At 65.9% G+C, this 26,883-nt stretch carries 27 protein-coding genes and 1 tRNA gene; 8 read left to right on the top strand and 20 right to left on the bottom strand.

Annotation, left to right across the window (positions count from 1 at the left end):
- Window positions 1–9: 9 nt before the first annotated feature.
- Window positions 10–1,014, bottom strand: coding sequence for an S-methyl-5-thioribose-1-phosphate isomerase (mtnA, locus tag JN531_RS15310; protein ID WP_228349718.1), 1,005 nt, complete (start codon window positions 1,012–1,014; stop codon window positions 10–12).
- A gap of 50 nt (window positions 1,015–1,064) precedes the next feature.
- Between mtnA and JN531_RS15315 the strand changes: the two genes are divergently transcribed.
- A complete protein-coding gene (locus JN531_RS15315; protein ID WP_228349719.1) occupies window positions 1,065–2,378 on the top strand; it encodes a TRZ/ATZ family hydrolase in 1,314 nt (437 codons plus the stop codon).
- 10 nt (window positions 2,379–2,388) lie between these two features.
- On the opposite strand, the gene JN531_RS15320 is transcribed toward JN531_RS15315, so the two are convergent.
- Window positions 2,389–3,525: a pyridoxal-phosphate-dependent aminotransferase family protein gene (locus JN531_RS15320; RefSeq protein WP_228349720.1), complete on the bottom strand. Its 1,137-nt coding sequence runs from the start codon at window positions 3,523–3,525 to the stop codon at window positions 2,389–2,391.
- Between the two features lie 92 nt (window positions 3,526–3,617).
- Between JN531_RS15320 and ubiG the strand changes: the two genes are divergently transcribed.
- The 4 genes from ubiG (at window position 3,618) to JN531_RS15340 (ending at window position 7,508) form a co-directional block, all read left to right on the top strand.
- A complete protein-coding gene (gene ubiG, locus JN531_RS15325; RefSeq protein ID WP_228349721.1) occupies window positions 3,618–4,325 on the top strand; it encodes a bifunctional 2-polyprenyl-6-hydroxyphenol methylase/3-demethylubiquinol 3-O-methyltransferase UbiG in 708 nt (235 codons plus the stop codon).
- Window positions 4,322–4,969, top strand: a complete 648-nt coding sequence (locus tag JN531_RS15330) for an HAD family hydrolase (protein ID WP_228349722.1) — start codon at window positions 4,322–4,324, stop codon at window positions 4,967–4,969. Before ubiG ends, JN531_RS15330 begins: the two co-directional genes overlap by 4 nt.
- A 128-nt stretch (window positions 4,970–5,097) precedes the next feature.
- Window positions 5,098–6,714, top strand: coding sequence for a bifunctional diguanylate cyclase/phosphodiesterase (locus JN531_RS15335; protein WP_228349723.1), 1,617 nt, complete (start codon window positions 5,098–5,100; stop codon window positions 6,712–6,714).
- Between the two features lie 38 nt (window positions 6,715–6,752).
- Window positions 6,753–7,508, top strand: a complete 756-nt coding sequence (locus JN531_RS15340; protein ID WP_228349724.1) for an SDR family NAD(P)-dependent oxidoreductase — start codon at window positions 6,753–6,755, stop codon at window positions 7,506–7,508.
- 16 nt (window positions 7,509–7,524) lie between these two features.
- Here the strand turns inward: JN531_RS15340 and JN531_RS15345 are convergent, their stop codons facing one another.
- The 6 genes from JN531_RS15345 to JN531_RS15370 are packed head-to-tail and all read right to left on the bottom strand — an operon-like array spanning window position 7,525 to window position 15,336.
- Entirely contained in the window at window positions 7,525–8,472 is a 948-nt protein-coding gene (locus tag JN531_RS15345) for a pseudouridine synthase (protein WP_228349725.1), read from the bottom strand.
- Window positions 8,469–9,278 (bottom strand): SMC-Scp complex subunit ScpB, encoded by an 810-nt coding sequence (scpB, locus tag JN531_RS15350; protein WP_228349726.1) that lies wholly within the window; start codon window positions 9,276–9,278, stop codon window positions 8,469–8,471. Before scpB ends, JN531_RS15345 begins: the two co-directional genes overlap by 4 nt.
- Window positions 9,265–10,104: a segregation and condensation protein A gene (locus tag JN531_RS15355; RefSeq protein WP_228349727.1), complete on the bottom strand. Its 840-nt coding sequence runs from the start codon at window positions 10,102–10,104 to the stop codon at window positions 9,265–9,267. The genes scpB and JN531_RS15355 overlap by 14 nt, the downstream gene beginning before the upstream one ends.
- Complete coding sequence (gene trpS / locus JN531_RS15360) at window positions 10,101–11,099, bottom strand: tryptophan--tRNA ligase (RefSeq protein WP_228349728.1); 999 nt, start codon at window positions 11,097–11,099, stop codon at window positions 10,101–10,103. The genes JN531_RS15355 and trpS overlap by 4 nt, the downstream gene beginning before the upstream one ends.
- Before the next feature lie 41 nt (window positions 11,100–11,140).
- A complete protein-coding gene (locus JN531_RS15365) occupies window positions 11,141–11,812 on the bottom strand; it encodes a site-2 protease family protein (RefSeq protein WP_228349729.1) in 672 nt (223 codons plus the stop codon).
- A gap of 29 nt (window positions 11,813–11,841) precedes the next feature.
- Window positions 11,842–15,336: a hybrid sensor histidine kinase/response regulator gene (locus tag JN531_RS15370; RefSeq protein ID WP_228349730.1), complete on the bottom strand. Its 3,495-nt coding sequence runs from the start codon at window positions 15,334–15,336 to the stop codon at window positions 11,842–11,844.
- Window positions 15,337–15,514: 178 nt separating this feature from the next.
- Between JN531_RS15370 and JN531_RS15375 the strand changes: the two genes are divergently transcribed.
- From JN531_RS15375 to JN531_RS15385, 3 genes are all read left to right on the top strand, one after another.
- The gene (locus JN531_RS15375; RefSeq protein ID WP_228349731.1) at window positions 15,515–15,781 is read left to right on the top strand and encodes a DUF4212 domain-containing protein; all 267 of its coding nucleotides are present in this window, start codon (window positions 15,515–15,517) and stop codon (window positions 15,779–15,781) included.
- 7 nt (window positions 15,782–15,788) lie between these two features.
- Window positions 15,789–17,573, top strand: coding sequence for a sodium:solute symporter family protein (locus tag JN531_RS15380; protein WP_228349732.1), 1,785 nt, complete (start codon window positions 15,789–15,791; stop codon window positions 17,571–17,573).
- A gap of 156 nt (window positions 17,574–17,729) precedes the next feature.
- Window positions 17,730–17,805 (top strand) — tRNA-Lys (locus JN531_RS15385).
- A 7-nt stretch (window positions 17,806–17,812) separates the two neighbouring features.
- Here JN531_RS15385 and queC read toward each other — a convergent pair.
- The 12 genes from queC to ruvC form a co-directional block, all read right to left on the bottom strand.
- Window positions 17,813–18,490, bottom strand: a complete 678-nt coding sequence (queC, locus tag JN531_RS15390; protein WP_228349733.1) for a 7-cyano-7-deazaguanine synthase QueC — start codon at window positions 18,488–18,490, stop codon at window positions 17,813–17,815.
- 11 nt (window positions 18,491–18,501) lie between these two features.
- Window positions 18,502–19,176, bottom strand: a complete 675-nt coding sequence (gene queE / locus JN531_RS15395) for a 7-carboxy-7-deazaguanine synthase QueE (RefSeq protein ID WP_366522447.1) — start codon at window positions 19,174–19,176, stop codon at window positions 18,502–18,504.
- 85 nt (window positions 19,177–19,261) lie between these two features.
- A complete protein-coding gene (gene ybgF, locus JN531_RS15400; protein ID WP_228349735.1) occupies window positions 19,262–20,125 on the bottom strand; it encodes a tol-pal system protein YbgF in 864 nt (287 codons plus the stop codon).
- A 27-nt stretch (window positions 20,126–20,152) separates the two neighbouring features.
- Entirely contained in the window at window positions 20,153–20,689 is a 537-nt protein-coding gene (gene pal, locus JN531_RS15405; protein ID WP_228349736.1) for a peptidoglycan-associated lipoprotein Pal, read from the bottom strand.
- A gap of 47 nt (window positions 20,690–20,736) precedes the next feature.
- Window positions 20,737–22,044: a Tol-Pal system beta propeller repeat protein TolB gene (gene tolB / locus JN531_RS15410; protein ID WP_228349737.1), complete on the bottom strand. Its 1,308-nt coding sequence runs from the start codon at window positions 22,042–22,044 to the stop codon at window positions 20,737–20,739.
- Window positions 22,045–22,053: 9 nt separating this feature from the next.
- Complete coding sequence (gene tolA / locus JN531_RS15415; RefSeq protein WP_228349738.1) at window positions 22,054–23,028, bottom strand: cell envelope integrity protein TolA; 975 nt, start codon at window positions 23,026–23,028, stop codon at window positions 22,054–22,056.
- Window positions 23,029–23,036: 8 nt separating this feature from the next.
- Window positions 23,037–23,453, bottom strand: a complete 417-nt coding sequence (gene tolR / locus JN531_RS15420) for a protein TolR (RefSeq protein ID WP_228349739.1) — start codon at window positions 23,451–23,453, stop codon at window positions 23,037–23,039.
- 10 nt (window positions 23,454–23,463) lie between these two features.
- Window positions 23,464–24,147 (bottom strand): protein TolQ, encoded by a 684-nt coding sequence (gene tolQ, locus JN531_RS15425; RefSeq protein WP_228349740.1) that lies wholly within the window; start codon window positions 24,145–24,147, stop codon window positions 23,464–23,466.
- A 112-nt stretch (window positions 24,148–24,259) separates the two neighbouring features.
- A complete protein-coding gene (ybgC, locus tag JN531_RS15430; protein ID WP_228349741.1) occupies window positions 24,260–24,655 on the bottom strand; it encodes a tol-pal system-associated acyl-CoA thioesterase in 396 nt (131 codons plus the stop codon).
- Entirely contained in the window at window positions 24,652–25,689 is a 1,038-nt protein-coding gene (gene ruvB / locus JN531_RS15435) for a Holliday junction branch migration DNA helicase RuvB (protein WP_436233320.1), read from the bottom strand. The genes ybgC and ruvB overlap by 4 nt, the downstream gene beginning before the upstream one ends.
- Window positions 25,690–25,691: 2 nt before the next feature.
- Window positions 25,692–26,282: a Holliday junction branch migration protein RuvA gene (ruvA, locus tag JN531_RS15440; protein ID WP_228349744.1), complete on the bottom strand. Its 591-nt coding sequence runs from the start codon at window positions 26,280–26,282 to the stop codon at window positions 25,692–25,694.
- A gap of 85 nt (window positions 26,283–26,367) precedes the next feature.
- The gene (gene ruvC, locus JN531_RS15445; protein ID WP_228349745.1) at window positions 26,368–26,880 is read right to left on the bottom strand and encodes a crossover junction endodeoxyribonuclease RuvC; all 513 of its coding nucleotides are present in this window, start codon (window positions 26,878–26,880) and stop codon (window positions 26,368–26,370) included.
- Window positions 26,881–26,883: the final 3 nt, after the last annotated feature.

Below are 26,883 nucleotides of genomic sequence, written 5' to 3' on the forward strand. Positions count from 1 at the left end.
GCAGGACGCTCACGCCATCATCGCCCGGACCTTGGTGGCATCAGGATCGCGGATGACCCCGCGCTCCGACACCAGCGCATCGACCCGCGTGGCGGGGGTGATGTCGAACACCGGATTGAAGGCCGCGACACCCGCTGGCGCCACCTGCTGACCCCGGTAGGCCGTCAACTCCTCGGCCCCGCGCTGCTCGATCGGAATGGCACTGCCGTCGGCCGTTTCGAGGTCGAAGGTGCCGCTGGGGGCCACCACCATCACGCGCGCGCCGAAGGCCCGCGCGACGATCGCCAGGGTATGGGTGCCGATCTTGTTGGCGGTGTCGCCATTGGCCGCAATGCGGTCGGCGCCGACAATCAACCAGTCGATCCGCTCGGTGCGCATCAATTCAGCCACCGCCGCGTCGGCAATCAGACGACTGGGAATGCCTTCCCGCTGCAGTTCCCAGGCGGTCAGGCGGGCACCCTGCATCCACGGCCGGGTCTCGGTGTTGTAGACACCGGCCAGGCGACCGTCGGCCCAGGCGGTGCGGATCACCCCCAAAGCGGTGCCATGACCGGCCGTCGCCAGGGCGCCGGTATTGCAATGGGTCAGTACCCGACTGCCGGCCTCGATCAGGTCAGCGCCGAACCGCGCCATCGTCAGGTTCTGCTGCAGATCCTCGTCGAAGATGGCCTGTGCCTCGGCGACCAGTACCGCCGCATCGGCCGTGCCCAGCGCCATCAGCCGTGCCAGTGCCCAGCGCAGGTTGACAGCGGTCGGACGCGCGGCGTTGAGGCGCTGTGCCGCTGCGGCCAGCGGCTCGCTGGCGCGCGCGGCCAGCACCAGACCGAAGGCGGCGGCAATCCCGATGGCCGGCGCGCCGCGCACCGCCATGCCGTGGATCGCGGCAGCGACATCATCGGCATTGCGGCACTGCAGCCAGATCTCCGATTGCGGCAGCTGGCGTTGATCGAGTACCTGCAGGTGATCACCCTGCCAGCGCAGGGGTTGTACGAGGTTCGGTGAAGGCGCGCTCACGCTGAAGGGGCTCCGCTACACTGGGTGAAACACATTGTAGGACGCCCTTCGTGCAAGAGATTGACCTGCTGGTCACGCCGCGCCATCTGGTGCCGGTCGAACCGGCCAACCTGGTGGTCGAGCAAGCCGCCATCGCCATTGACCAAGGCCGCATTGTCGCCATCCTGCCGCGCTCCGAGGCCGCCACCGCCTATGCACCGCGCGAGCATCTGGATCTACCCGACCATGTGGTATTGCCGGGGCTGGTGAATGCCCACACCCATGCCGCCATGAGCCTGCTGCGCGGGCTGGCTGACGATCTGCCGCTGATGGACTGGCTGCAGCAGCACATCTGGCCGGCCGAGGGCGCCCACGTCTCGCGCCAGTTCTGCACCGACGGGGTGCAGTTGGCCATGGCCGAGATGATCCGCAGCGGCACCACCTGCTTCAACGACATGTACTTCTTCCCGGACGTGACTGCCGCCGAGGTCGACAAGGCCGGCATGGCAGCCGCGGTGGGCCTGATCGTGCTGGACTTCCCCACTGCCTGGGCGGCCGATGCCGAAACCTACATCCACAAGGGGCGTGAAGTTCACGACCAGCTGAAAGGCCATCCGCGCATTCGCACCCTGTTCGCCCCGCATGCGCCCTATACCGTCTCCGACGCGCCGCTGCGCAAGCTGCGCATCTTTGCCAACGAACTGGGCATCGGCGTCCACATGCACGTGCACGAAACCGCCGGCGAAGTGGCGATGGCGGTCGACGCCGACGGCCGACGGCCGTGGCAACGACTGCGTGAGCTGGACATGCTTGGCCCCGACTTTGTCGCGGTCCACATGACCCAGCTCAACGCCGACGAGATCATCGAGGCGGGCGAACACCGGATCAGCGTCGCCCACTGCCCGGAATCCAACCTGAAGCTGGCGTCGGGATTCTGTCCGGTGAGCGCGCTGCTGAAGGCCGGGGTCAATGTGGCGCTGGGGACCGATGGTGCCGCATCGAACAACGACCTCGACCTGCTGGGCGAAATGCGCACCGCCGCCCTGCTGGCCAAGGCCGTGGCCAACGACGCCCAGGCATTACCGGCCGCGCAGGCCTTGCACGCCGCCACCCTCGGCGGCGCGAAGGCCCTCGGCATGGAGACCGACATCGGGTCGCTGGTCCCCGGCAAGCGGGCTGATTTCATTGCCATCGACCTGTCGGCCGCGAGCACACAGCCGGTCTACAACGTACTGTCCCAGGTGGTGTATGCCGCGTCACGCGACCAGGTCACCCACAGCTACGTCAATGGTCGCGCCCTGATGCGGGAGCGTCGTCTGATGACACTGGACGAGCCGGCGATCCTGGCACACGCCGCCGAGTGGCGGCGCCGCATCCGGCCCTAGGGCGGCACGTTCAGGCGGCGGCCTGCCGAGGGGCGAACTGCACCAGCCCCTGACGCAGCGCATCCAGCACACGCGCCACCGCTTCCTCGGTGCAGCCGTAACCCATCAGACCGATGCGCCAGGCCTTGCCGGCGAGTTCGCCAAGACCGGCGCCGATCTCGAGATGGTGCTGTTCCAGCAGGTATCGACGGAAGGCCGCATCGTCCACCCCCTCTGGGATACGCAGGGTGGTCAACGGCGGCAGTCGCTCGGTCTCGGGCGGAATCACCTCGATTCCCATGGCGGCGAGGCCCTCCACCAGGGATTGACTGACCCGCTGGTGACGCGCCCATCGCGCCTCGAGGCCTTCCTCCAGCACCAATCGCAGGGCTTCATGCAGCCCATAGAGCGCGTTGACCGGCGCCGTGTGATGATAAACACGACGCTGCGCCTCCCCCCAGTAGCCACCCAGCAGGGAAAAGTCGGCAAACCAGGTCTGCACCGGCGTGGTCCGCGCCCGGCACACGGCCAGGGCGCGATCACTGACGGTGACCGGTGCCAGTCCTGGCGGCGCACCGAGGCATTTCTGGGTGCCGGCGTAGACCATGTCCAGGCCCCAGGCATCGACTTCGATCGGCACACCGGCAATGGCCGTGACACAGTCCACCAACGACAATGCCTGGTGCTGCCGACACAGCGCAGCCAGGGCAGCACTGTCACTGAGTGCGCCGGTGGACGTCTCGGCCTGTACCCACGCCACCAGCTTGTAGGGGGCGCTGGCGGTCTCCAGCGTCTCCGCCACCTCCGCCACCTGAACCGCACGTCCCCAGGGGAAATGAACGGTGTCCACCTCAGCGCCACAACGCCGCGCCATTTCCGCCAGACGAACGCCGAACACGCCGTTGACGCAGATCAACACGCGATCACCACGCTCCAGCACATTGGCCAGACAGGCCTCCATCGCGGCTGTCGCCGGTGCCGACAGTGCCATGGTGAAGGCATTCTCGGTGCGGAACACCTGCCGCAGCTGCGCCTGAATCTCGTCCATCAGCCCAACGAAGGCCGGATCCAGGTGTCCGATCGTGGGCTGCGCCTGTGCCTGCAGCACGCTGGGCGCCACCGACGCCGGGCCAGGGCCCATCAGATACCGCAGAGGGGGCTGAAACATGCGTGACTCCTGCACCAAAAAAGAGCCGGGACTGTAAGGGCCTGCGCCGTCCGACTCAAGCCCGGACGAGTCTGCGTGGCACAATTCCCACCATGAACACGTCGAACGTCGACCCTGCCGAAATTCACCATTTCTCCGCCCTCGCCGACCATTGGTGGGACCCCCAGGGGGAAATGGCCACCCTCCACCACATCAACCCGGTGCGCCTCGCCTATATCGACGACGTGGCAGCCGGGGTGCGCGGCCGCCGTGCGCTCGATGTCGGCTGTGGCGGCGGCCTGCTGACCGAAGCCCTGGCAGCCGCCGGCGCCGACGCCACCGGCATCGACCTGGCGGCGCCTTCAATCGACGTCGCCCGTCGCCATGCCGTGGTTGCGGGCCTGAAGGTTGACTATCACTGTGTGGCCACCGAAGCGTTCGCCCGTGAGGCGGCCGGCCGCTTCGAGCTGGTCTGCTGTCTTGAGATGCTGGAACACGTGCCGGACCCGGCAGCCGTGGTCAGCGCCTGCGCCACGCTGGCGGCCCCCGGCGCGACGCTGGTGTTCTCAACGCTCAACCGCAACCCCAAGGCTTTCGCCATGGCGATCGTCGGGGCCGAGTACCTGCTGGGGTTGATCCCCCGCGGCACCCATGACTTCGCCCAGTTCATCCGGCCGTCGGAGCTGGCGGAGTGGGTGCGTGCCGCCGGACTGGAGGTGGTTGGCTTGCGCGGCCTGCACTACAACCCGCTGCTGAAGACGGCTCGACTGAGCGATGACGTATCGGTGAACTACTTCCTGCATGCAAGAAAGCCGTCATGAGCGCCTGGCTATTCGACCTTGACGGCACACTGGTCGACACCGCCCCCGACCTGGCCGCCGCAGCCAACCATCTGCGACGACTCGACGGTCTGTCACCGCTGCCAGTCGATCACTATCGGCCGGCCGCGTCCGGCGGCGCACGCGGACTGATCAAGGCAGGCCTGGGGCTGGCTGACGATCACCCACGTTTCCCGGCACTTCGTGATCAGTTTCTGGCGCACTACCGTGCGCACCTGGCGGATCAGTCGCGGCTGTTCGAGGGCCTGGAGCCGGTGTTGCGCTCGATGGAACAGCGCCACATTCCCTGGGGCGTGGTCACCAACAAACCGGCCTGGCTCACGGTGCCGCTGATGACGGCACTCGATCTTGCCGAGCGGGCTGCGGTCTGTGTCAGTGCCGATGAAGCTCCGGCACCCAAGCCGGCACCCGACGCCCTGCTGCTGGCATGCGCGCGTGCCAAGCTGCTGCCGGGGGAATGCCACTACGTTGGCGACGATCGTCGCGACATCGAGGCCGGTCGTGCTGCCGGCATGCGTACCGTGGCCGTGAACTGGGGCTACACCGGCAACAACGGCGCACCCGCGAGCTGGGGTGCCGACCACCTGGTCGATCACCCCACTGATCTGCTGGCCCTGATCCGCTAGTACCGAACCCCGTCGCGGTCTGGCACCCTTGCCGCTAGCGGGTTCAGGGAACAAGGGACGAGGCTGGGGATCATGCGACCACTATTCGCCGCACCGCATTGCACCGGCGACCGCGCAGGGGCCGCGAGATGAGCTCCGCACCGACGCTGGGATCACTCGAGACGCTGTCGCGGCTGCTTCGCACCCGCGCCAACCGCCATGCCTGGATTGGCCTCGGCGTCGGCCTGTTCGCGGCCCTGGCGGCGACACTGCTGCACTGTCGCTACGAAACCGGCAGCTACACCCTCACCGGCATGCTCTGGGTTCAGAGCCAGAACCCGGCGCTGTGGCTGCTGGACCTGATGCCGCTCGCCTTCCTGCTCTGGGGCCAGTACATCGGCATGGTCATGTCTTACCAGGCTAGCGCCCTGGTGATGGATGAAACCCGCGCCCTGCGCGAACAGGCCTCGTTACTGGCGCACCAATTGGGTGATGTCACCGACACTCACGGCCCCCGGTGTCATCTGCCGGGGCGGGGACAACTGCTGGACGGTATCCGCCAGGCGCTGATTCGTACGCCGACGGGCCAAGGCCGCCTTCAGGTCCTGGCGCTGGTCAGTGACCGCTATGCGGCGCTCGCGTACGGAGAGCGTAGCGATGGCGCCGACCGCCTCGTACAGCAGATGGCACTTCGGTTGCGCCATGCGCTCGGGGACCACGACCTGTTGACCCACCTCGGCCACGACCGATTCGCGGTGCTCAGTCCGATGACCGGCGACGACACCGATAGTCACCGGCTGGCCCGTCGGTTGCATTTGGCCTTCGATACCCCGGTGACCCTGGGCGATGGACCGCTCGGTGTCAGCCTCCACGTCGGCGTCGCCCACGGTCCGCGACACGGCAATCAGCCCGAGTCGCTCCTGCGCAACGCCGAGGCCGCCTGCTACCTCGCGCAGGCCCGCGGTCAGGAAACCACCGTATTCGACCCGGAAGCCGACCAGGACGCCAGTGGCGATGCGCATCTGCTCGCCGACCTCTATGGCGCTCTCCACCACGACGGCCTGGTTGACTGCTACCAGCTGCAACGCGGCATCCGCGGCGAACGACGCCTGCGCCAGCAGCCGCAGTGGCCGCACCCGCTTCGCGGCACCCTGAGCGCGCACCACTTCATGGACCTGCCCGCCCGCGCCACGCTTCTGCATCAGCTCACCGCCTGGCAGCTTCGGGAAGCAATGCACCGGCTCGAATCACTGCCACCCGCCTCGCGGCCGCATCTGGTCATCCGCCCCCCGGCTCGCGCCTGGGACCGACTGCCACTGGCCGACATGGTGCTGCGTCTGCTGCAGGCGCACGACCGGCCGGCTGAGCGACTGACCCTGGAGCTGCCAGTGGCGCTCCTGGTGCGCGAATCCGCTGCGCTGAAGCAGACATTGACCACACTTGCGAGCGCCGGGGTTCGTCTCGGCATGGCCGGACAGAGTCTGCTCGGCACCCTGCCGGCGGCGGCGCTGGTCTACCCGCTGCATGAGGCCCGATTGCCTTCAGTCTGGCTGCGCGAGATCGGGCGCCATGAACGCGGCGCAGCGCTTCTGGCGCAGACCTTGGCCCAGCTCCATGAACTCGGCCTCCAGGTGACGCTGGGCGGTGCAGACAGTGCCGAGTGTCTCGAGACGGCAAGCGCGCTCGGCGCCGATTACCTCGAGGGGCGTGCCATCGAACTGCCGCTGTCCCCCACCGCCGTGGCGCTGTCACTGGAGACCAACTGACGGGTATCCTTCGCGCCCACCCTTCGAATCCGCCGCGCATGGCCCACTCCGCCCCCACCGATGCTCCACCGCTGTCCTTTGCCTCTGACCACCTCGACGGTCGGGTGATCCTGATCACGGGCGCTGGCGATGGTCTCGGCCGGGCGCTGGCGATCGCGGCTGCCGGGCTGGGCGCACAGGTGGTGCTGCTGGGGCGGACCACCGCCAAACTGGAGGCCACCGACGACGCGATCCGTGCTGCCGGCGGCGCCCCCGCAGCGCTGTATCCGGTCAACCTCACCGGCGCCACCTGGGGTGACCTGGCCGAGGTGGCCATGACACTGGAAACCGAATTCGGCCGCCTCGATGGCCTGGTGCACGCCGCCGCCCATTTCAAGACCTTCACCCGCATGGAGGACGTCGAACCCAAGGACTGGCTGGAATCCCTGCAGGTCAACCTCACTGCACCGTTTGCCCTGACCCGCCACTGCCTGCCCCTGCTGCGACATTCCGGCGACGGCTCGGTGGTGTTCGTGGCCGACCAGGGCGGGCGCCGGCATAAACCGTTCCAGGGTGCCTATGGCGTCGCCAAAGCCGCCCTTGAAACCCTGAGCGCGCAATGGGCGCACGAGCAGACAGCGGACGCCCCGGTGCGGTTCAACACCTACTACCCCGGGCCGATGCGCAGCGGCGTCCGGCTGAAAGGATACCCGGGCGAGGTTCTGGACCAGGTCCCGGCGCCAGACACTGCGGTGCCCCGCCTGTTGTGGCTGCTCGGGCCGGATAGCCGCGGGATCAGCGGTCAGCAGTTCTGATTTTCGGTGTGACGGCTCAGGTTGACGGCTTGCGCTTGCGTGAGGCGTGCCAGGGCGGCGCCTTGTTGCCACCCTTGGGTTTGCGCCCGCCAAGCGTCGGTGTCTCGTCCTGGTCGGCGCGCGCCCGCGCCTTGCGCACCGGCTTCGGTGATGCAGCAGCCTCGGGTACCACCGCTTTGCGGCCGGCACGCAGCGGCTTCGTACTGGCCAGCGCCGGGTCCAGCGAGACCGACTGCAGCAGCGCCGCGCATTCCTCGACCGTCGCCTCCCGGAAGCCGCCGGTGCGAATCCCCCGCCCCAGCACCAGCGGCCCGTAGGCCAACCGGATCAGTCGGCTGACCTGCAGGTTCTGGCTCTCGAACAGGCGTCGCACCTCACGATGTCGCCCTTCATGCAAGGTCACCGTCCACCACTGGTTGGCACTGCCCTCGCCGTCCTCACTGCTGCCCGACCGCAGCGTATCGAAACGGGCCAGATGCCCATCCATCATCACCCCGGTGCGGGTGAGCGTGTCGATCATCTCCGGCGTCAGCTCGCCCAGCACCCGCACCGCATATTCACGCGAAATCTCGAAGCTGGGGTGCATCAGCCGGCGAGCCAGCTCCCCGTGGTCGGTGAACAGCAACAATCCGGAGGTATTGATATCGAGGCGGCCGACGGCGATCCAACGTCCGTCAGTCAGGGGGGGCAACTTGCGGAAAACGGTCTGCCGCCCCTCCGGGTCCTCACGGGTGACGATCTCGCCAACCCGCTTGCGATACAACAGCACCCGCGGCGCGGCGCGCTTGCGGGCGAGCAGGATACGGCGGCCATCGACGCGAACATGATCATCCTCGTCGACCTTCTGACCGAGCTCTGCCGGCCGACCGTTGACCGTGATACGGCCATCAGTGATCCAGGTTTCGATCTGGCGGCGGCTGGCCACACCGGCATCGGCTAACCGCTTTTGCAGGCGTTCGCTCACGGAGGGCTCGGGTCTGATGACGATGAGTCGGGATCGGGATCGGGATCGGGATCGGGTTGAGGTTCGGCGTCGGCATCGCCCACCGTCTCGGGCTCGGCGTCCACGGCAGCCTCGACGGTCGCGGTCGCCTCCGTAGCCGCGGACACTTCGGCTTCGCGACCTGCCGAGAGCGCCAGCGGGGTGCCCGCCCCAAGCCCGGCCAGGGCTGCTTCAAGCTGCGCCGGGTCCTTGATCGCGGGCAGCTCTGGCAACTGATCGAGCGAACGCAAGCCGAGGTCATCCAGCAACTGGAGGGTGGTGCCGAACAGGGTCGGCCGACCCGGCACCTCCTTGACCCCCACTTCGCGGATCCAACCGCGCTCCAGCAAGGTGCGAATGATGTTGGGCGACAGGGCAACCCCGCGAATCTCTTCGACCTCACCCCGGGTTACCGGTTGCTGGTAGCAGATGATCGCCAGGGTCTCGAGCAGCGCCCGCGTCAGCCGTGGCGGCTTCTCGTGCCACAGCCGCGCAACGGTCTGCGCATGCAGCGGGCGGATCTGCATCCGCCAGCCGCTGGCCACTTCCACCAACTCCACGGCGCGCGTCGACAGATCCTCTCCGAGGAGGGTCAGCGCAGCCCGCAGGCGCCGACGCTCGGGGGGCTCCGGGTCCGCCAGCAGCCGTTGCAACTGGTCAACCGTGAGCGGCTGCTCGGACGCCAGCAACAGCGCCTCCAGCAGTGGCACCAGTGGCCGTGGATCGGCGGACGTCTCGATCTCGGCATCCATGACGGGTTCGGCGGGGGCGATTTCAGGCGACGTCATCGGCAGCTTGGGCAACATCAATGAGAATGGGGGCGAACGGTGCATCCTGAACCAGATCGATCATCGCGCTCTTGACCAGTTCAAGCACCGCAAGCAGACAGACCACGACCCCGATCCGGCCCTCCGCAGGATCGATCAGGGACTCGAATGGCTGAGGACCGTGGCCAAGGCGCCCGAGAATATCGGACATTCGCGCACGCACGCTGAGCGGCTCACGTGCAATCTGATGGTGGGTGAACAATTCGGCCCGCGACATGACCTGCTGAAACGCCAGCAGCAGCTCACGCAGCCCGGGCATCGGCAGCTGAGGGGCGGTCGGCGGCAGGTCGACTCGCGCTTGCGCCAGGTGCAACTCGCGGCCCATGCGCGGCAAGCCGTCGATACGCTCGGCGGCTGTCTTGAACTGCTCATAGGCCTGCAGCCGGCGGACCAGTTCCATCCGCGGGTCCTCACCTTCGCCGGGGTCATCGGGCGGCGGCCGCGGCAGCAGAATGCGTGACTTGATCTCGGCCAGCAGCGCGGCCATCACCAGGTACTCTGCCGCCAGCTCCAGCCTCAGCCCCTGCATCAGGTCGATATAGGTCACGTACTGCTGGGTAATCTGCAGCACCGGAATATCGAGAATATCGAGATTCTGACGGCGAATGAGATAGAGCAAGAGGTCGAGCGGGCCCTCGAAAGCATCGAGGATGATCTCCAGCGCATCGGGGGGGATGTAGAGGTCTTCCGGCAGCTTGTCGAGCAACTGGCCGTTGATGCGCGGCAGTCGTTCCGCCGCACCCTCCGGCACGGTGTCGACCGGCTCCGCCTCGACCAGCTCGTTCATCGTGGAATGAACCCCAACACGTCATGCACCCGGTTCAAGGTGGCATCGGCCCGCGCCGAGGCCTTGTCGGCACCGGCGCGAAGGACGGCGCGAAGGCCGTCGAGATCCTCCCGGATATCCTGGTAGCGGGCCTGGATCGGCTTCAGGGTCTCCACCACCGCCTCAGCCACCGCCGCCTTGAAATGGCCGTAGCCTTGCCCGGCGAAGCGGGCCTCGATTTCCGACAGGCTGTCGCCGGTGATGGCGGCGAGGATGTTCATCAGGTTCGACACACCCGGCTTGGCCGCCACGTCAAAGCGTACTTCGCTGCCGGTGTCGGTCACCGCCCGCTTGAGTTTGCGGGTGATGACGTCAGGGGGGTCAAGCAGATACAGGGCGTTGGTCTCGGCATCATCCGATTTGCTCATCTTGCCGGTGGGTTCCTGCAACCCCATGATCCGCGCACCGACCGGCGGGATCATCGGCTCGGGCACGGTGAACACCGGTCCGTACAGGTTGTTGAAACGCATGGCGATGTCGCGGGTCAATTCCAGATGCTGCTTCTGGTCGTCGCCAACCGGCACCTTCTGCGCCTGATACAGGAGGATGTCGGCCGCCATCAGTACCGGATAGCAGAACAGGCCGGCGTTGATGTTGTCGGCATGCTTGGCCGACTTGTCCTTGAACTGGGTCATCCGCGACAGCTCGCCGAACTGGGTGTAGGCATTGAGCACCCATGACAGCCGCGCATGCGCCGGTACATGACTCTGGACGAACAGCACGTTGTGTTCGGGGTCCAGACCGCAGGCAAGGTAGAGCGACAGGAACTCGTAGCAGCGTTCACGCAACACCGCAGGGTCCTGGCGCACCGTGATGGTGTGCAGGTCGACCAGCATGTAGTAGCTGTCGTACTGCGTATGCAGGGGCAGCCAGTGCTTGAGCGCGCCCAGATAGTTGCCCAGGGTCAGGCGGCCCGAAGGCTGGATACCGGACAACACCGTCGGACGCTCGCTCACACTCACAAAACCCCCCGCAATCGAAAATGGTTCACACGTATTCAGAACAGACCCAACGACGGCAGGCCGAGCAAGGTCGACAGCGCCCGCTCAACCAGCGCCAGCGGCGGGCCCATCAGATGACCCAGCATGCCCGACGCCAGCAGGCCCACCAGAATCAGCAGCCCCCAGGGCTCGAGCCGGTCGAGCTGACGGGCGACCGGCTCCGGCACCAGCCCGGCGATCACACGCCCGCCGTCCAGCGGCGGCACCGGGATCAGGTTGAGCACCATCAAGATCAGATTGATGACGATGCCCGCCACCGCCATGTATCGCAAGAACACGATCGGACCCTCGCCGCCGCCGAAGCTGAACGACAACTTCAGCAACAAGCCCCAGGCCAACCCCATGACGAAGTTGGACATCGGCCCCGCCAATGCGACCCAGGCCATGTGCTGGCGCGGCTTGCGCAGATTCTGCATGGCCACCGGCACCGGCTTGGCCCAGCCGAACAGGAAGCCGCCCAACATCAACAGCAGGCCGGGGACGATCACCGTGCCCACCGGGTCGACATGTCGAAGGGGGTTCAGCGACAGGCGCCCCAGCCGCTCCGCCGTGTGATCGCCGAAATAACGGGCCGCCCAGCCATGGGAAACCTCGTGCAAGGTGATGGCCAGCAACACCGGCACCGTCCAGATGGCGAGGGTCTGGAGCGTATTGAGTTCAGGGAACATCGGGGGATTATACGGGCCCGGCCCGGGCGTCAGGGGGGATCCCGGGGGTCGCCGACCAGGCGATTGATGAGCGCCCGCAACCGCGCCAGGGGAACCGGCTTCTGCAGGTAGGCGTCGCCGCCGGCCTCGGCGGCCCGCCGGGCCGCAGGCGTATGGTCGGCGGTAATGATGATGGCCGGCACCGAGACCCCCCAAAGGCGCCGCAGGCGGTTCAGCACCTCGATACCGGACACGTCGTTGTCGAGATGATAGTCCGCCAACACCAGCGCCGGCACCGGTGCGGCGGCAGCCGCCTCGGCGTCGCGGGCGATGGTCACCTCGCAACCCCATCGCTGCAGCACCACCCGCATGCCCTCCAGCACCGCGGGTTCGTTGTCGATGACCAGAATCCGCACCCCCGCAAGCTGCGGCCCGTGGCTGGGAACGACCGGCTCCGGACTGCGAATTCCGGCGCGCTCGCCGCGGGGCACGTCGATCCAGAAGCAACTGCCACGCCCTTCCACCGAGCGCAGCCCGATGCGATGCCCCAGCAGGCGCGCGGTGCGCTCCGCAATCGCCAGACCCAGACCGAGTCCATTGCTGCCGCGGGTGTCGGCGTGACGCAGGCGCCGGAACTCCTCGAACACCTCAACCTGGCGCGCGGCGGGAATCCCCGGCCCGGTGTCATGCACCTCGATGCGTACACCCGTCGGTGTCCGCCGCACCCCCAGCAGCACCCTGCCGTGGCGGGTATAGCGGCAGGCATTGGACAGGAAGTTCTGCAGCACACGCCGCAGCAGCGCCGGGTCGGTTCGCACCACCGCCCCGGTCGACACCGAGCGCAGGGTAATGCCGCTGTCCTCGGCAAGCGCGCGGAACTCGTTGGCCAGAGGAGACAGCAGATCCGACAGCGCGACATCCTCATGCCGCACCGGCAGCGCGCCGGACTCCAGCCGAGAGATATCGAGCAGACCCGACAGCAGCTGTTCGGCCGCAGTCAGGGCACTGTCGACGTTGCGCTGCAGCGTTGTCAGTTGCTGCGGATCCTTCTCCAGCGGGTCGAAGGCGGAGAGAAACAGCTTGGCGGCACTGATCGGCTGCACCAGGTCGTGCGAGGCTGCCGCCAGGAAGCGGGTCTTGGCACTGTTGGCCCGCTCGGCATCGGCCTTGGCCAGGGCCAGCTCGGCGTTGACCGACGACAGCTGTTCGGTCCGTTCCCGCACCCGGTGCTCAAGCGAACCCGCGAGTTCCTGCAACCGGAGTTCCGCCTGCTTGTAGGCCGTGACATCGGCATAGCTGGTGACGAAGCCGCCGCCCGGCATCGGGTTGCCGCGAATCAGCACCACCAGCCCGCCCGGCATCTCGCGCTCGTGCTCATAGGCCCGGCCGGCGCGCATATGATCGAGCCGTCGTTGCACCAGCGCCTCGACATCACCCTCCCCCAGCAGCAAGCCGTGGCGTGCGTTGTAGCGGATCAGGGTTTCGATGGGCTGCCCCTGCACCAACAGCGCATCCGGGTAATCGAACAGTTCCGCATAGCGGCGGTTCCAGGCGACCAGCCGCAAGTCGTGGTCGACCACGCTGACTCCCTGCGACAGGTGCTCCAGCGCCGCCTGCGTCAACTCCCGCGAAAACAGGATGACGTGGGAGGTTTCATCGAGCAGGCGGATCACATCCTCCACCTGCATGTCACGGGCGCGCAGCATCGCTGCCATCACCACGCGGGCGCTGGAAGCGCCGAGCACGCCGGCCAACAGCCGTTCGCAGTAGCGCACCCAGTCGGCCGGCGCACGGTCGCGCGACTGCAACGGCTGAGAATGGTCGCGTCCGTACTGCTCCAGCAGCTCACGTGCCCGGACGACCCCGAAGAAGCGCTCGAGCAGTGTCTGAAGGTCTTCAACCGTGGCATTGCTGCCGACCAGTCGCGGTCGTACCGGTGGCGGCAGGTCGAGATCGCCGATGAATCGGACGGCGTGAAGGTGGTCGCGAAGGCCCGGGGCCGCGACGAGCGAACCGACCACATACCCCAGCAGATTGGCCACCAGGCTGATCACCGAGCCATGGGTGATCGGATCAAAAGCCGAGATCCCGAACAGCGCCTGCGGTCGCAGCCAGCTGACGCCCATCGGGCCCTCGAGTAGCCAGCTGGCGGTGGGGCCGGCAATCACCGGCAACAGCAGCGTGTAGCACCAGAGCGCAAACCCGGCGACCAGACCGAGCACCACCCCGGTGTGGGTGCCCCGCTTCCAGTACAAACCGCCGACCAGAGCCGGCACAAACTGCAGAACCGCGGCAAACGACAGCAGTCCGATCGAGGCCAGTGAGCCGTCGCCGACGAAGAAGTGCGTATACAGATAGGCCAGCACCAGCAGCAACACGATCGAGAACCGGCGTACCCGTTTGATCAGCACCGACAGATCGGGGCCGCGACCGATCCCCAGTGGCTGCCAGCGCAACAGCAGCGGTGTCACCACCTCGTTGCTGAGCATGGTCGATAGCGCGATGGTGGAGACGATCACCATACTGGTGGCGGCCGAGAAACCGCCGATGTAGGCAAACAGTGCCAAGCCCGGGTAGTCCAGTGCCAATGGCACGTTGAGAACATAGGTATCGGGCACCACCGACGCCGGCAGCAGCCGTGCACCGGCAGCGGCGATCGGCAGTACGAACAGCGAAATCACCGCCAGGTAGAGCGGAAAGACCCAGCGGGCGGTGCGCAAGTCCCCGACATGGGTGTTCTCGACCACCAACACCTGAAACTGCCGCGGCAGGCACAGCATCGCTGCCATGGCCAGAACCGTCTGCGCCAGAAAGCCGGCCATCCAGCTGGGCTGCGCCATCGCCGCCTGCACCGGCGGACGCGCCAGTGCGAAACCCACGGCCTCACCGATGCCGTCGAAGTAGACATATGCCGAAAGCACACCGACCGCGACGAAGGCGGCAAGCTTCACCACCGATTCGAACGCCACCGCCATCACCAGTCCATGGTGATTCTCGCTGCTGGACACTTCGCGAGTCCCGAACAGGATGCTGAAGACGGCCAGCAGCAGCGCTGTGGCGAGGGCGCCGTCACCGACCCAGCTGTCGAGCGCCTCACTGGGAACGGCCAGCACCGCCACCGTCACGCTGACCGCCTTGAGTTGCAACGCGAGGTAAGGCAGCACGCCGATCACTGCGATCACCGTGACCCCTGCAGCCAGTGACTGCCGGCGCCCATAGCGGGCGCCAATGAAATCAGCGATGGAGGTCAGGTTGTGGCGTTTGCACACCCGGATCAGCCGGGCGATCAACGGCGCGCCGAGCATCAGCACCAGGATCGGCCCGAGATAAATCGGCAGATAGTCCCAACCCCGCTCGGCGGCTCGGCCCACCGCGCCGTAGAAGGTCCAGGAAGTGCAATACACCGCCAGCGCCAGGCTGTAGACCCAGGGTTGGGGCATATCCTCGGGCCGGCGGCGCGCGCGCCAGTCGCCCCAGGTGGCGATGGCAAACAGCAGGCCGGCATAGCCCACCGAGATCAGCAGCAGTGACCACGCCGAGACCATCGGCCCTCCTCCCTGTTCTCATCGCACTGTACCGCAGTGCCCGGTCCTGGCTCACACGACCAAAGTCGCAGCCTTCGAACGTCGGCGCTTCGACCAAAGTGGAGATTCGCGCATCGCCAAGGCCGACTAGATTCACCCAACGCGACATGCGGTTGCGAAATCACAAGAGGAGAACACCATGTCACACCCCCCTGATCGGTCGCCCCAGGCGTACTGGCGGGCCAATATCCGGCTCGTGCTGACGCTGTTGGCGATCTGGTTCGCGGTCTCGTTCGGCGCCGGCATCCTGCTGGTGGATGTCTTCAACGCCATTCCACTCGGCGGCTTCAAGCTCGGATTCTGGTTCGCCCAGCAGGGCTCGATCTACACCTTCGTGGTGCTGATCTTCGTCTACGCGGCGAAGATGAATCGGCTCGACCGCGAATTCGACGTTCACGAAGACTGAGGCCGCCATGGATACCAAGACCTGGATTTACATCATGGTGGGCGGCACATTCGCCCTCTACATCGGCATCGCCCTGTGGGCCCGTGCCAGCACCACCAGCGAGTATTACACCGCCGGCCGAGGGGTCAATCCGATCGCCAACGGCATGGCGACCGCCGCCGACTGGATGAGTGCTGCCTCGTTCATCTCGATGGCCGGCCTGATCGCCTTTCTCGGCTACAGCGGCTCGGTCTACCTCATGGGCTGGACCGGCGGCTACGTTCTGATGGCGTTGTTGCTGGCCCCATACCTGCGTAAGTTCGGCAAGTTCACGGTACCGGAGTTCATCGGCGATCGCTTCTACTCGCAGACCGCCCGGATCGTCGCGGTGATCTGCCTGCTGGTGATGTCACTGACCTATGTGATTGGTCAGATGCGGGGCGCCGGCATCGCCTTTTCGCGGTTTCTCGAAGTCGACATCTCCACCGGCCTGTTCATCGGCATGGGGACCGTTTTCACCTATGCAGTCCTGGGCGGCATGAAGGGGATCACCTACACGCAGATTGCTCAGTACGTGGTGCTGATCTTCGCCTACACGGTTCCTGCGATCTTCATTTCGATGCAGCTCACCGGCTGGGCTGTACCCCAGGTCGGGCTCGGGGCCACGCTGGAGGGCAGCAACGGGGTCTATCTGCTGCAGAAACTCGACAGCCTGCTGGTGGATCTCGGCTTCCTGGAATTCACCACCAACAACAGCCTCAGCATGTTCAACATGTTCCTGCTGACCATGGCACTGATGATCGGGACCGCCGGACTCCCTCACGTGATCGTGCGTTTCTTCACGGTGCCGAAGGTGCGGGACGCCCGAAAATCTGCCGGGTGGGCGCTGGTGTTCATCGCCATTCTCTACACCACCGCGCCGGCCGTCGGCGCCATGGCGATCTACAACCTGATCAATACCGTGCAACCCGGAGAGATCGGCACCGCCGATGGCAATCTGGTGCTGGACGACCGGCCGGGCTGGATGCAGACCTGGGAACAGACCGGTCTGCTCGCCTTCGACGATAAGAACGGAGATGGTCGCCTGCAGTACTACAACGACAAGAATCCCGACTTCGCCGCCACCGCCGACCGCTACGGCTGGGCCGGCAGCGAGGTGGTGACGCTTGATCGCGACATCATGGTCCTCGCCAATCCGGAAATCGCCGGCCTGCCGGGATGGGTCATCGCGCTGGTGGCCGCCGGTGGCCTCGCTGCGGCGCTGTCGACCGCTGCGGGGCTGCTGCTGGCCATCTCCTCGGCAATTTCGCACGACCTTCTCAAAGGTGTCTTCATGAAGGGCATCAGTGACAAGACCGAGCTGATGGCCGGCCGTATCGCGATGGCGGGCGCCATCCTGGTGGCCGGCTACCTGGGCCTGAATCCCCCCGGCTTCGCGGCCGAGGTGGTGGCACTGGCCTTCGGCCTCGCCGCCTCGTCACTGTTCCCGGTGCTGATGTTGGGGATTTTCAGCACCCGCATGAACAAACAGGGGGCAATCGCTGGCATGCTCACCGGCCTGACCAGCACCCTGATCTACATCTTCCTGTTCAAGGGCTGGTTCTTCGTGCCGGGCACGGCAATGCTGCCGGACAACGCCTCAGGCTGGCTGTTCGGTATCGCACCCCAGGGGTTCGGCACGGTCGGTGCGGTGCTCAACTTCATTGTGGCCGTCGCGGTTTCGCGGGTCACTGCACCCCCACCCGCCGAGATCCAGCAGTTGGTCGAGGATGTCCGAGTGCCGCGCGGAGCCGGCGGCGCCAGCAGCCACTGAAGCCCCCTGTCCCGTCGGCGCAGCCTTCGCCGACAGCACATTCCAGGCGCCCCGGCACACGGGGCGCCTTTTTTCTGTCGCGTGATCAATGTCCCGAAGCCGCCAAAAGGGTTCTCAGCGACGCCACATTCGGCTATCCTTCGCGCCCGTTGCAGGGGGCCGTTAGCTCAGCTGGTAGAGCAGTTGGCTTTTAACCAATTGGTCGATGGTTCGAATCCATCACGGCCCACCACTCCTGCTCAGACGTAGCGCGTCGGATCGTCGACCGCCGCCGCTCGAAATCCCTCGCGGCGCAGACGGCAGCTGTCACAGCGACCACAGGCTCGGCCATCATCGTCGGCCTGGTAGCAGGACACCGTCAATTCATACGGCACCTGCAGTGCGGTCCCGGCGCGGATGATCTCGCCCTTGGTCAACTGCATCAGCGGAGCCTGAACCCGCACTGGCCGCCCCTCGACCCCACCCCGGGTCGCGACCGCCGCCAGCCGTTCAAAGGCGTCGATGAACGCAGGACGGCAGTCCGGATAGCCTGAGTAGTCGACGGCGTTGACGCCGATGAACAGATCCTCGGCGCCCACCACCTCGGCCCACCCAAGCGCCAGCGACAGGAACAAGGTGTTGCGAGCCGGAACGTAGGTCACCGGTATGCCTTCGGCTGCTGCTTCCGGCACGGCGATGCTGCGATCCGTCAGCGCCGAGCCGCCAACCATGTCGAGATTCACCTGCAAGGTCTGATGCGCGCGCACGCCGAAGTGCTCGGCCAATCGCCGGGCGGCAACGAGTTCCGCGATGTGGCGCTGACCGTATGACACCGACAGTGCGTACAGCGAGAATCCCTGTGCGCGTGCCAGCGCCATGACCGTCGCCGAATCCAGCCCCCCCGACAACAACACCACCGCCTTGCGGTCTTCCGCCATCGTGGCCTCCCTCAGCGTCCAGGCTGATTGCCCCACAGGGCCTTGTGCAATTGAAATTGAAACCGAACATCGCGGCGGTCGGCCACGATCCAGTCGGCCAGCCGCGCGGCCGGCAATTGCTCCTGGCTCGGTGAAAACAGCACCTGAGCACGTTGCGTCAGTGCATGGCGATCAACCTGTTCACAGGCCCAGTGATAGTCCGCCTGGGAGCACAGCACGAATTTGATTTCGTCACTCTGCCGCAGGTGCGCGAGATTCTCCCAGCGATTGCGGTGCTGCTCGCCGGAATCCGGCGTCTTGAGGTCCATCACCCGTCGCACCCGCGGATCAATGGCACTGATGTCGAGGGCGCCACTGGTTTCAATCGACACCTGGTACCCGTGGTCACACAGTCTCGACATCAAGGGGTGAACAGCCTTCTGTGCCAAGGGTTCGCCGCCGGTAATGCAGACATGGCGTGTGCCGAGCTCCGCTACCGCTGTCTCAATCTCTTCAAGGGTTTGCCAGACACCGCCGTGGAAGGCGTAAGCGGTATCGCAATACTGGCAACGTAGCGGACAGCCGGTCAGGCGGACAAAGACCGTTGGCCAGCCGACCGAGGCCGACTCTCCCTGCAGAGAGCGAAAAATTTCCGTGATCTTGAGACGTTCTGCGCTCACCTGCGCATTCTCCACCAAATGGTTGATCGCAGCCCACCGTCAGCGACCCACCCAGCATAAAAAAACGGGGCCGCCTCAGCGGCGGCCCCGTCGATCCTGCACGCCGTCGGCGTCAGTTGCCGCCCTGAAGCCGTTGCTGCGCCAGCCGCGCAGCGTTGGAGTTGGGGTAGCGGCTGATGACCTGCTCCAGCGTCGTTCGCGCTTCAGCATCCTGTTTCAGCTCCTGCTGGGTCAGCGCAAGCTTGAACATGGCATCGGGTGCCCGCGGCGACTGCGGATGCTGCGTGGCCACCCGGTTGAACGCCTCGGCCGCCGACTTGTAGTCGCGTTTGACGTAGCTGGCCTCACCCAACCAATACGCAGCGTTGTCCGCATACTGGCCCTGCGGATACTTCTGCAGGTGAGCCTTGAAGCCGGTGATGGCATCGTCGTACTTGCCGTTCTTCAGCAGGTCGAAGGTGGTCAGATAGGCCGCCTCCTCGTCCGGATCGTTCTGTCGCCCGAGCTGGACCACGCCGCCGGTGACCGGCGGTGCTGCCGATGCCGCGCTACCTGCAACCCCGGCAGCACCCGCCGCGGGCGGTGCGGTTGGCGCCAAAACACCATACCCGGCACCCCCGGCTGGCGCAGCGCCACCCTCCAGCGACCGTAGCCGCTGGTCGAGGTCGACATACAGCTGCTTGCTGCGCTCGTCCTGCTGACGGACATCAAAGCTGATCTTCTCGACCTGACCACGCAGGTCGCGAAGTTCATCACGCAGCTTCGCCAGGTTGTCGTCAGCACGCGAGGAATCCAGCGTATCGAAACGTCGCTGGAACGCTGCCACCTTGTTTTCCACCGCCTGCAGGCGGCGTTCTTCCGGAGACAGTGCCTCACCACCGCCACTGATACCGCCGGTACGCGGCGACACGCAGGCAGACAGGCTGAGCAGCGTCAAACCGGCCACGGTGGCCAACACAAGCGAATGTCGACTCATGGATACCTCCTCGGGCACCGACAGATTTTACAGACGGACGATTTCCACGCGACGGTTGCGAGCCCAGTCGGCCTCGTCAGAACCCGGGGCGACCGGACGTTCTTCACCGTAGCTCACCACCGACAGCTGCGACGGCGTGGCACCGGCACGCAACAACGCCTGCTCGACGGCCACCGAACGACGCTCGCCCAGGCTGATGTTGTACTCGCGGGTGCCGCGCTCGTCAGTGTGGCCTTCCAGCCGCACGCGCATGGCGGGATTGGCTGCAAGGTAACCGCCATAGACTTCGACCACCTTGAGCCCGTCGGCCGACAGCGCGGCGCTGTCGAACTCGAAATAGACGACGTTCTGCGTCAACCGGCCTGACAGCTCGGTCTGCGACGCATTGCCTTCGAGGCTGCCGCCAAGCGGCTGCGGCGAAGTGCCGGTGTAGGGGGTGGTGCTGCTGGTGCTCGAGCCTGAGCTCGTGTTGCGCGCGTCGATCTTGTCCTTGTTGCCACCTGATGCGCAGGCGGAGAGGGCAAGCACGACCGCCGCAAGAAAGGCCGTCCGTAGGGTCAACATACCAATGCTCCTGAAAGCAGATACCGCATGTAGGCGTGGATAGGGGCTTATCGGGCCAGTGGCGACCACGCCGGTTCGCGCACATCTCCCGCCTGGCGCAGCCGGGTCTTCACCCGACCGTCCAGTGATACTGTTGCCAGCTCGGCGGAATTGCCGCTCTGCGTGGCATAAATGATGACCGCACCATTCGGTGCGAAGCCGGGGCTTTCGTCCAGACGTCCGTCGGTGAGCCGGGTCAGGCGTCGTGTCTCCAGTTCCATCGTGGCAATACGATAGCTGCCCTGATCATAGTTGACCAAGACCAGCGTCTTGCCGTCCGGTGAATAACTGGCCTTCAGATTCTGTTTGCCGTCAAACGTGATGCGCTCCGGATTGCCACCGGTCGCCGCGATCCGGTAGATCTGCGGCTGCCCCCCGCGGTCCGAGGTGAAAACCAGTGATTCGCCGTCCGGCGCCCAGGCCGGCTCGGTGTCGATGCCGAAATGCTCGGTCAGCCGTGTCCGCTGCCCCGAGGTGAGGTCAATGACATAAATGTCGGGATTGCTCTCGAATGACAGGGTAACCGCCATCCGGCTGCCGTCCGGTGACCAGGTCGGCGACCCGTTGATCCCGCGTTCCGACACCAGTTTGCGCACCTTGCCGGACTCCAGCTCGTGGATATAGACGGCGGAACGCCCCCGCTCATAGCCGACGTACGCAATATGACGGCGATCCGGCGCCCAGGCCGGCGACATGATGGGTTCTCGTGAGGTGGCCACGGTCCGCGGATTGAAGCCGTCAGCATCGGCAATCACCAGCTCGAACCGACGCTGGTAGCCAAGGCCGTCGGCGGCAACGTAGGCGATGCGGGTGTTGAAGGCGCCGGGGAAGCCGGTGAGCTTCTCGAACACCAGGTCGGCGATCTGGTGGGCCAGGTAGCGCAGCTGCGCCGGGGGCACCGCTGGCATGTCGAAGCCCAACAGCTGTTGGTTGCGCAGCGCATCCACCAACCAGAAACGGGCGCCGACATTGCCGGTGTTCGGGTCCAGTCGCAGCTGGCCGATCACCACGTTGTCCATGCTCACGGCCCGCCAGTTGGCGCTATTGAACTGGGCGATGTCGGACGGCGTCTCCAGCATGTCGTTGCGTGACAGCGTGTCAAACAGCCCGGTCCGCGCCAGGTCTGCCTCAATGATGCGGGCGACGTCGAAATCGATGCTCTCCGGGCTGCTGAAGGGCACGATGGCGATCGGTGCTGCCCGTTCAACCCCGCCGGTCACGGTGATCTCGAGCTGCGCCGAAGCGCCAGCCGACACCAACAGCATGAGGGTGGCGACAAGCCTGCGCGTCCAGCGGATTGAGTATTGGGAAGTCACGGATACACCTTAGCGTAGATCTTTGGGCGTGAATTTGAAGATCAGGTCACGGGCACGGGCAAAAACGGCCGGGTCATTGATCGGTGGCAACGGCGACGACAGCTCCAGCGCCCGCTGGACGGCCAGGTCGTAGCCCGGGTTCCCGGACGACTGTACAACCTGAATCGACGTGATGGTGCCGCCTGGCAACTGCTGGACGCGTATCTGAGTCACCAGATTCTCGCCATAGTTCGGCTGCAAGCGGATGTTGCTGCGCACAATGGCGGTAACCTGCCCCACCCAACGGCCCAACTCCGACTCGATACGCGCCCCTTCGCGCGCCATCGCCTCAGCTTGCAGTTGCGACTCGAGCGCGGATTGGCGGGCCTGCTGCTCGGCGCGCTCACGTTCCCGGCGCTCCTGCTCGAGCGCCTGCTGCATGGCCGCCTGCCGGGCCTTTTCCTCTTCCTGGCGCTTGCGTTCGGCCTCCGCCTGCTCGCGGCGCTCGCGTTCTTCCTCGGCTTTGCGCTCCTTCTCCAGTCGAGCGGCCTCTTCGCGTTTCTTCTTCTCTTCTTCTTCGCGCGCGCAGTCTGCCGCCTTCTGCGCAATCAGCTTTTCGGCGGCCTGCCGCTGGGCCGCCGTGGCGGCAGCGGCGGCCTGCTGCCGCAACGCGCCGAGGTTGCCGCATTCCAGCTTGCGTTTGATGGCGTCGGTGAATGCGGCCAGCTCCTGTGCCGGATCGGGCGGCTTCGGTGTCGGCTTCGGCGTCGGCGGTGGCGGCGTCGGTTCCGGTTCCGGTTCTGGGGTCGGCACCGGCGTGGGTGCCGGCGTCGGCTGGACCGTCGGCTCCGGTTTGGGCGCGTCGCTTGGCGGCGGCACGAACACCACCTCCATCACCGGCGGCACTTCCGGGGTCGGATGCAGCCACTGGGTCAGCATCAGCAGCAGGCCGACCAGAACATGCGCCGCCACCGCCCACCACACATGCCGGGAACGCAGTTCCATTCAGAAGCCTAGCGCTGAAGCTCAGCGGGCTCGGTGACGAAACCGATCTTCTTGACGCCCGCCCCCTGCAGCACGCCCATGGCCTTGGCGACGGCGGCATACTCGGCCTTGCCGTCACCCTCCACCAGGATCAGGTCATCCGGCTGATTGCGGATCAGAATGGCGACCCGTCGTGACAGTTCGGCTTCGCTCAACGGCGCCTCGGTATCTTCACCGCGATTGAGATAGAAATTGCCGGCGGTGTCGACCGAGACCACGGTCGGCTCCTGTTGCGAGGAGAGGGTCTGCGACTGGGTCTTGGGCAGATCGACCTCGATCCCCTGGGTCAGCAACGGCGCGGTCACCATGAAGATGACCAACAGCACCAGCATGACGTCGATATACGGGACGACATTGATCTCGGAGCTGAGCTTGCGACGGGCCATGATCGGGTCCTCAGCTGCGCGGGCTGTGCCGCAGGCTGCGTTCGACGATGCCGATCATCTCGTCGGAGAACATGGCGTAGCGGTTCTCCAGACGCTCGACCCCACGGGTGAAGAAGTTGTAGGCAATGTACGCCGGGATGGCGGCCACCAGGCCCATGGCCGTGGCGATCAGGGCCTCGGCGATCCCGGGTGCCACTACTGCCAGCGAGGCGTTCTGCATCTGTCCGATGCCGATGAAGGCATGCATGATCCCCCAGACGGTTCCGAACAACCCCACGTAGGGGCTGACCGATCCGATGGTGGCGAGCATCGCCAGACCGTTCTCGACCCGCTCCACCTCGCGCACCTGGGCCACCCGCATCTGCCGCTGGATGGCGGCGATGGCGTCATCAGGGTCCAGTCGGCTGCTGGTCTGCTGACGGGTGTACTCCTCGTAACCGGCGCTGAAGATCGCCGACACGCCGTCCAGCCCCTTGTCACGGCGCACGCTCTCGTAGAGGTCGGCCAGATTGCCGCCGCTCCAGAACTTGTCCTCGAAGCTGTCGGCGGCATCGCCGATCCGCTTGAGCAGGCCACGCTTGGCGAAAATCAGCGCCCACGACAGCACGGAGGCCATCAGCAGCAGCACCAGCACGATCTGCGCAAGCAGGCTGGCGCTGGCAATCAGGTGGGTGAAGGACATATCGGGGGTCATACCGGGTCCTCGGACAGGCCGTCAGGAATGTGTATTGGATTTTGCCGCGGCAACAGCGCCCCGCGTCGCGTATGGCGACGACGAAAACACTGTTGTAGAAACATATTCTGAACTAAAACGATAACGGCGGCAGCGCCCTCGGACGAAAAGTTTTCTGATCGACGCAGCCCGCCCGTACGCGCGCCTCCGCCAGCAACTCGCCATCGGCTTCGCGGAAAATGCGCTGCAGGAAATGCAGGCTGGCCCGCCGCACCTCGGTCACCTCGGTGTCCACCCGCAGCAGGTCGTCGAGCCGAGCCGGCCGCCGATAGTGCACATCGAGGTGCGAGACGGTGAAGGCAATCCCCGCCTCGTCCATCATCCGTTGCTGATGCCCGCCGAGTGAACGCAACCACTCGGTGCGCGCCCGCTCGAACCAACGCAGATAGTTGGCGTGATAGGTCACGCCGCTGGCATCGGTATCTTCGTAGTACACGCGAACCGACCATGGGAAGAGCCTGCGGTTCATTCGGTGAACAGGTCCTGAACCGTCAGGCGTTCCGGTACTTTCAGGCCATAGTGCTGATACGCGAGGCGGCCGGCGACACGGCCGCGCGGGGTCCGCATCAGATAGCCCTGCTGGATCAGATAGGGCTCGATTACGTCCTCGATGGTGTCGCGCGCTTCACCGATGGCAGCGGCGAGGTTGTCGAGGCCGGCCGGGCCACCATCAAATCGATCAATCAGGGCCATCAGCAGCCGGCGGTCCATCAGGTCGAAGCCGTTGGTATCGACCTCCAGCAACTTCAGGGCCTCGCCCGCGACCTCCGGCGTGATCACGCCGGCCCCGCGTACCTGGGCATAGTCGCGTACCCGGCGCAGCAGGCGATTGGCAATACGCGGTGTCCCGCGGGCGCGGCGGGCGATCTCCCGCGCGCCGTCGCCTTCCATCGGCACCTGCAGGATGGCGGCGGAACGACCGACGATATGGGTGAGGTCGGCCTCAGCGTAGAACTCGAGCCGCTGCACGATGCCGAATCGGTCACGCAGTGGGCTGGTGAGGCTGCCGGCGCGGGTGGTCGCACCCACCAACGTGAACGGTGGGAGGTCGAGCCGGATCGACCGGGCGGCAGGGCCCTCGCCGATGACGATGTCGAGCTGGTAGTCCTCCATCGCCGGGTACAGCACTTCCTCGACCACCGGCGACAGCCGGTGAATCTCGTCAACGAAGAGCAGGTCATTGGGCTCGAGGTTGGTCAACAACGCGGCGAGATCACCTGCACGTTCCAGCACCGGCCCGGAGGTCTGCCGCAGGTTCACGCCCATCTCGTGAGCGAGAATGTGCGCCAACGTGGTCTTGCCCAGCCCCGGCGGACCGAAGATAAGGACGTGGTCCAGGGCTTCCGCCCGCCGTCGCGCCGCCTCGATGGCGATGCCCATCTGCTCCACCACCCGCGGCTGACCGACATAGTCGGCCAACTGTTGCGGCCGGATGGCCCGCTCGAGACGGTCCTCGTCACCGCCACGGGCGCTGCCGGACATCAGCCGGTCGTCATCGTCCAGGTTCATCGCGCGGCCCGCTTGAGGGCCTCCTGGATGATCTGCTCGGTCCGCATGCCCTCTTCGTGGACCGCGTCGGTGAGCCGATCCACCTCAGCCGGCTTGTAACCGAGTGCAGTCAGTGCGGAGCGCGCCTCCTGCAGCGGGCCTGCCGATACCGCGCCGGCACCGCCCGCAAGCGCAGACACCTGACCCTGCCCGGCCTTGTCACGCATTTCCACGACCAGCCGCTCCGCCGTCTTCTTGCCGATCCCGGGGAGCTTGGAGAAGCGCGTGGTATCCGCGGCACGAACCGCCTGCCAGAACTCGTCGACCGCGATCCCCGAGAGGATCGCCAACGCCAGCTTCGGCCCGATCGCCGACACCTTGATCAGGTCGCGGAACAGGCTTCGTTCGGCCAGGGAGCCGAAGCCAAACAGCAGATGGGCGTCCTCGCGAACCGTCAAGTGGGTATGCAAGGTGATGGTGTCGCCAGCCGCCGGCAACTTGTAGAAGGTCGACATCGGCGCTTCGACTTCATAGCCGACACCTCCCACATCCAGCAACAACTGGGGCGGAGCCTTGTGCAGCAGTGTGCCGGTGAGACGGCCGATCATGGTGCGTTCATTCCGGGTGACAGCAAGGGCAGGGACTGAATATTCTCACAGTGTCGCACCGTAGGGCGATTGCCGCCTGACACGATCACTTCCACGACCCCTGCAGCGCCAGACCGGTGGCCTGCCGGGTCCGCCGGACCTGCGCGTGGGTCATCGCCACCGCCAGCGCATCGGCGGCATCGGTCGGCGGCACCGTATCGAGTGTCAACAGCATCTTCACCATCTGCTGGACCTGCGCCTTGTCGGCCCGGCCGCTTCCGGTCACGGCCAGCTTCACCTGCGACGGCTGGTACTCGGCGACACTGAGGCCGGCCGCCCCCAACGCACAGAATGCCGCACCGCGGGCCTGGCCGAGCACCAGCGCACTGGCGGCATTGACCTTGTTGACGAAAGTTTCCTCCAGCGCGGCCTCATCGGGACGGGTGCGGGCAATCACATCGCCGAGCGCCTCGAAAATGGTCCGCAGCCGCTCCGCCATGCTGCCATCAATGCTGCGGATCCGGCCCCACTCGATCATCCGGTGATGGTTGCCCTGCACCTCGATGACCCCAAAGCCGGTCTGGCGCGAGCCGGGGTCGACACCGAGGATGATGGTCAAGGT

It is taken from the genome of Flagellatimonas centrodinii (genome assembly GCF_016918765.2).
Lineage (GTDB): Bacteria > Pseudomonadota > Gammaproteobacteria > Nevskiales > Nevskiaceae > Polycyclovorans > Polycyclovorans centrodinii.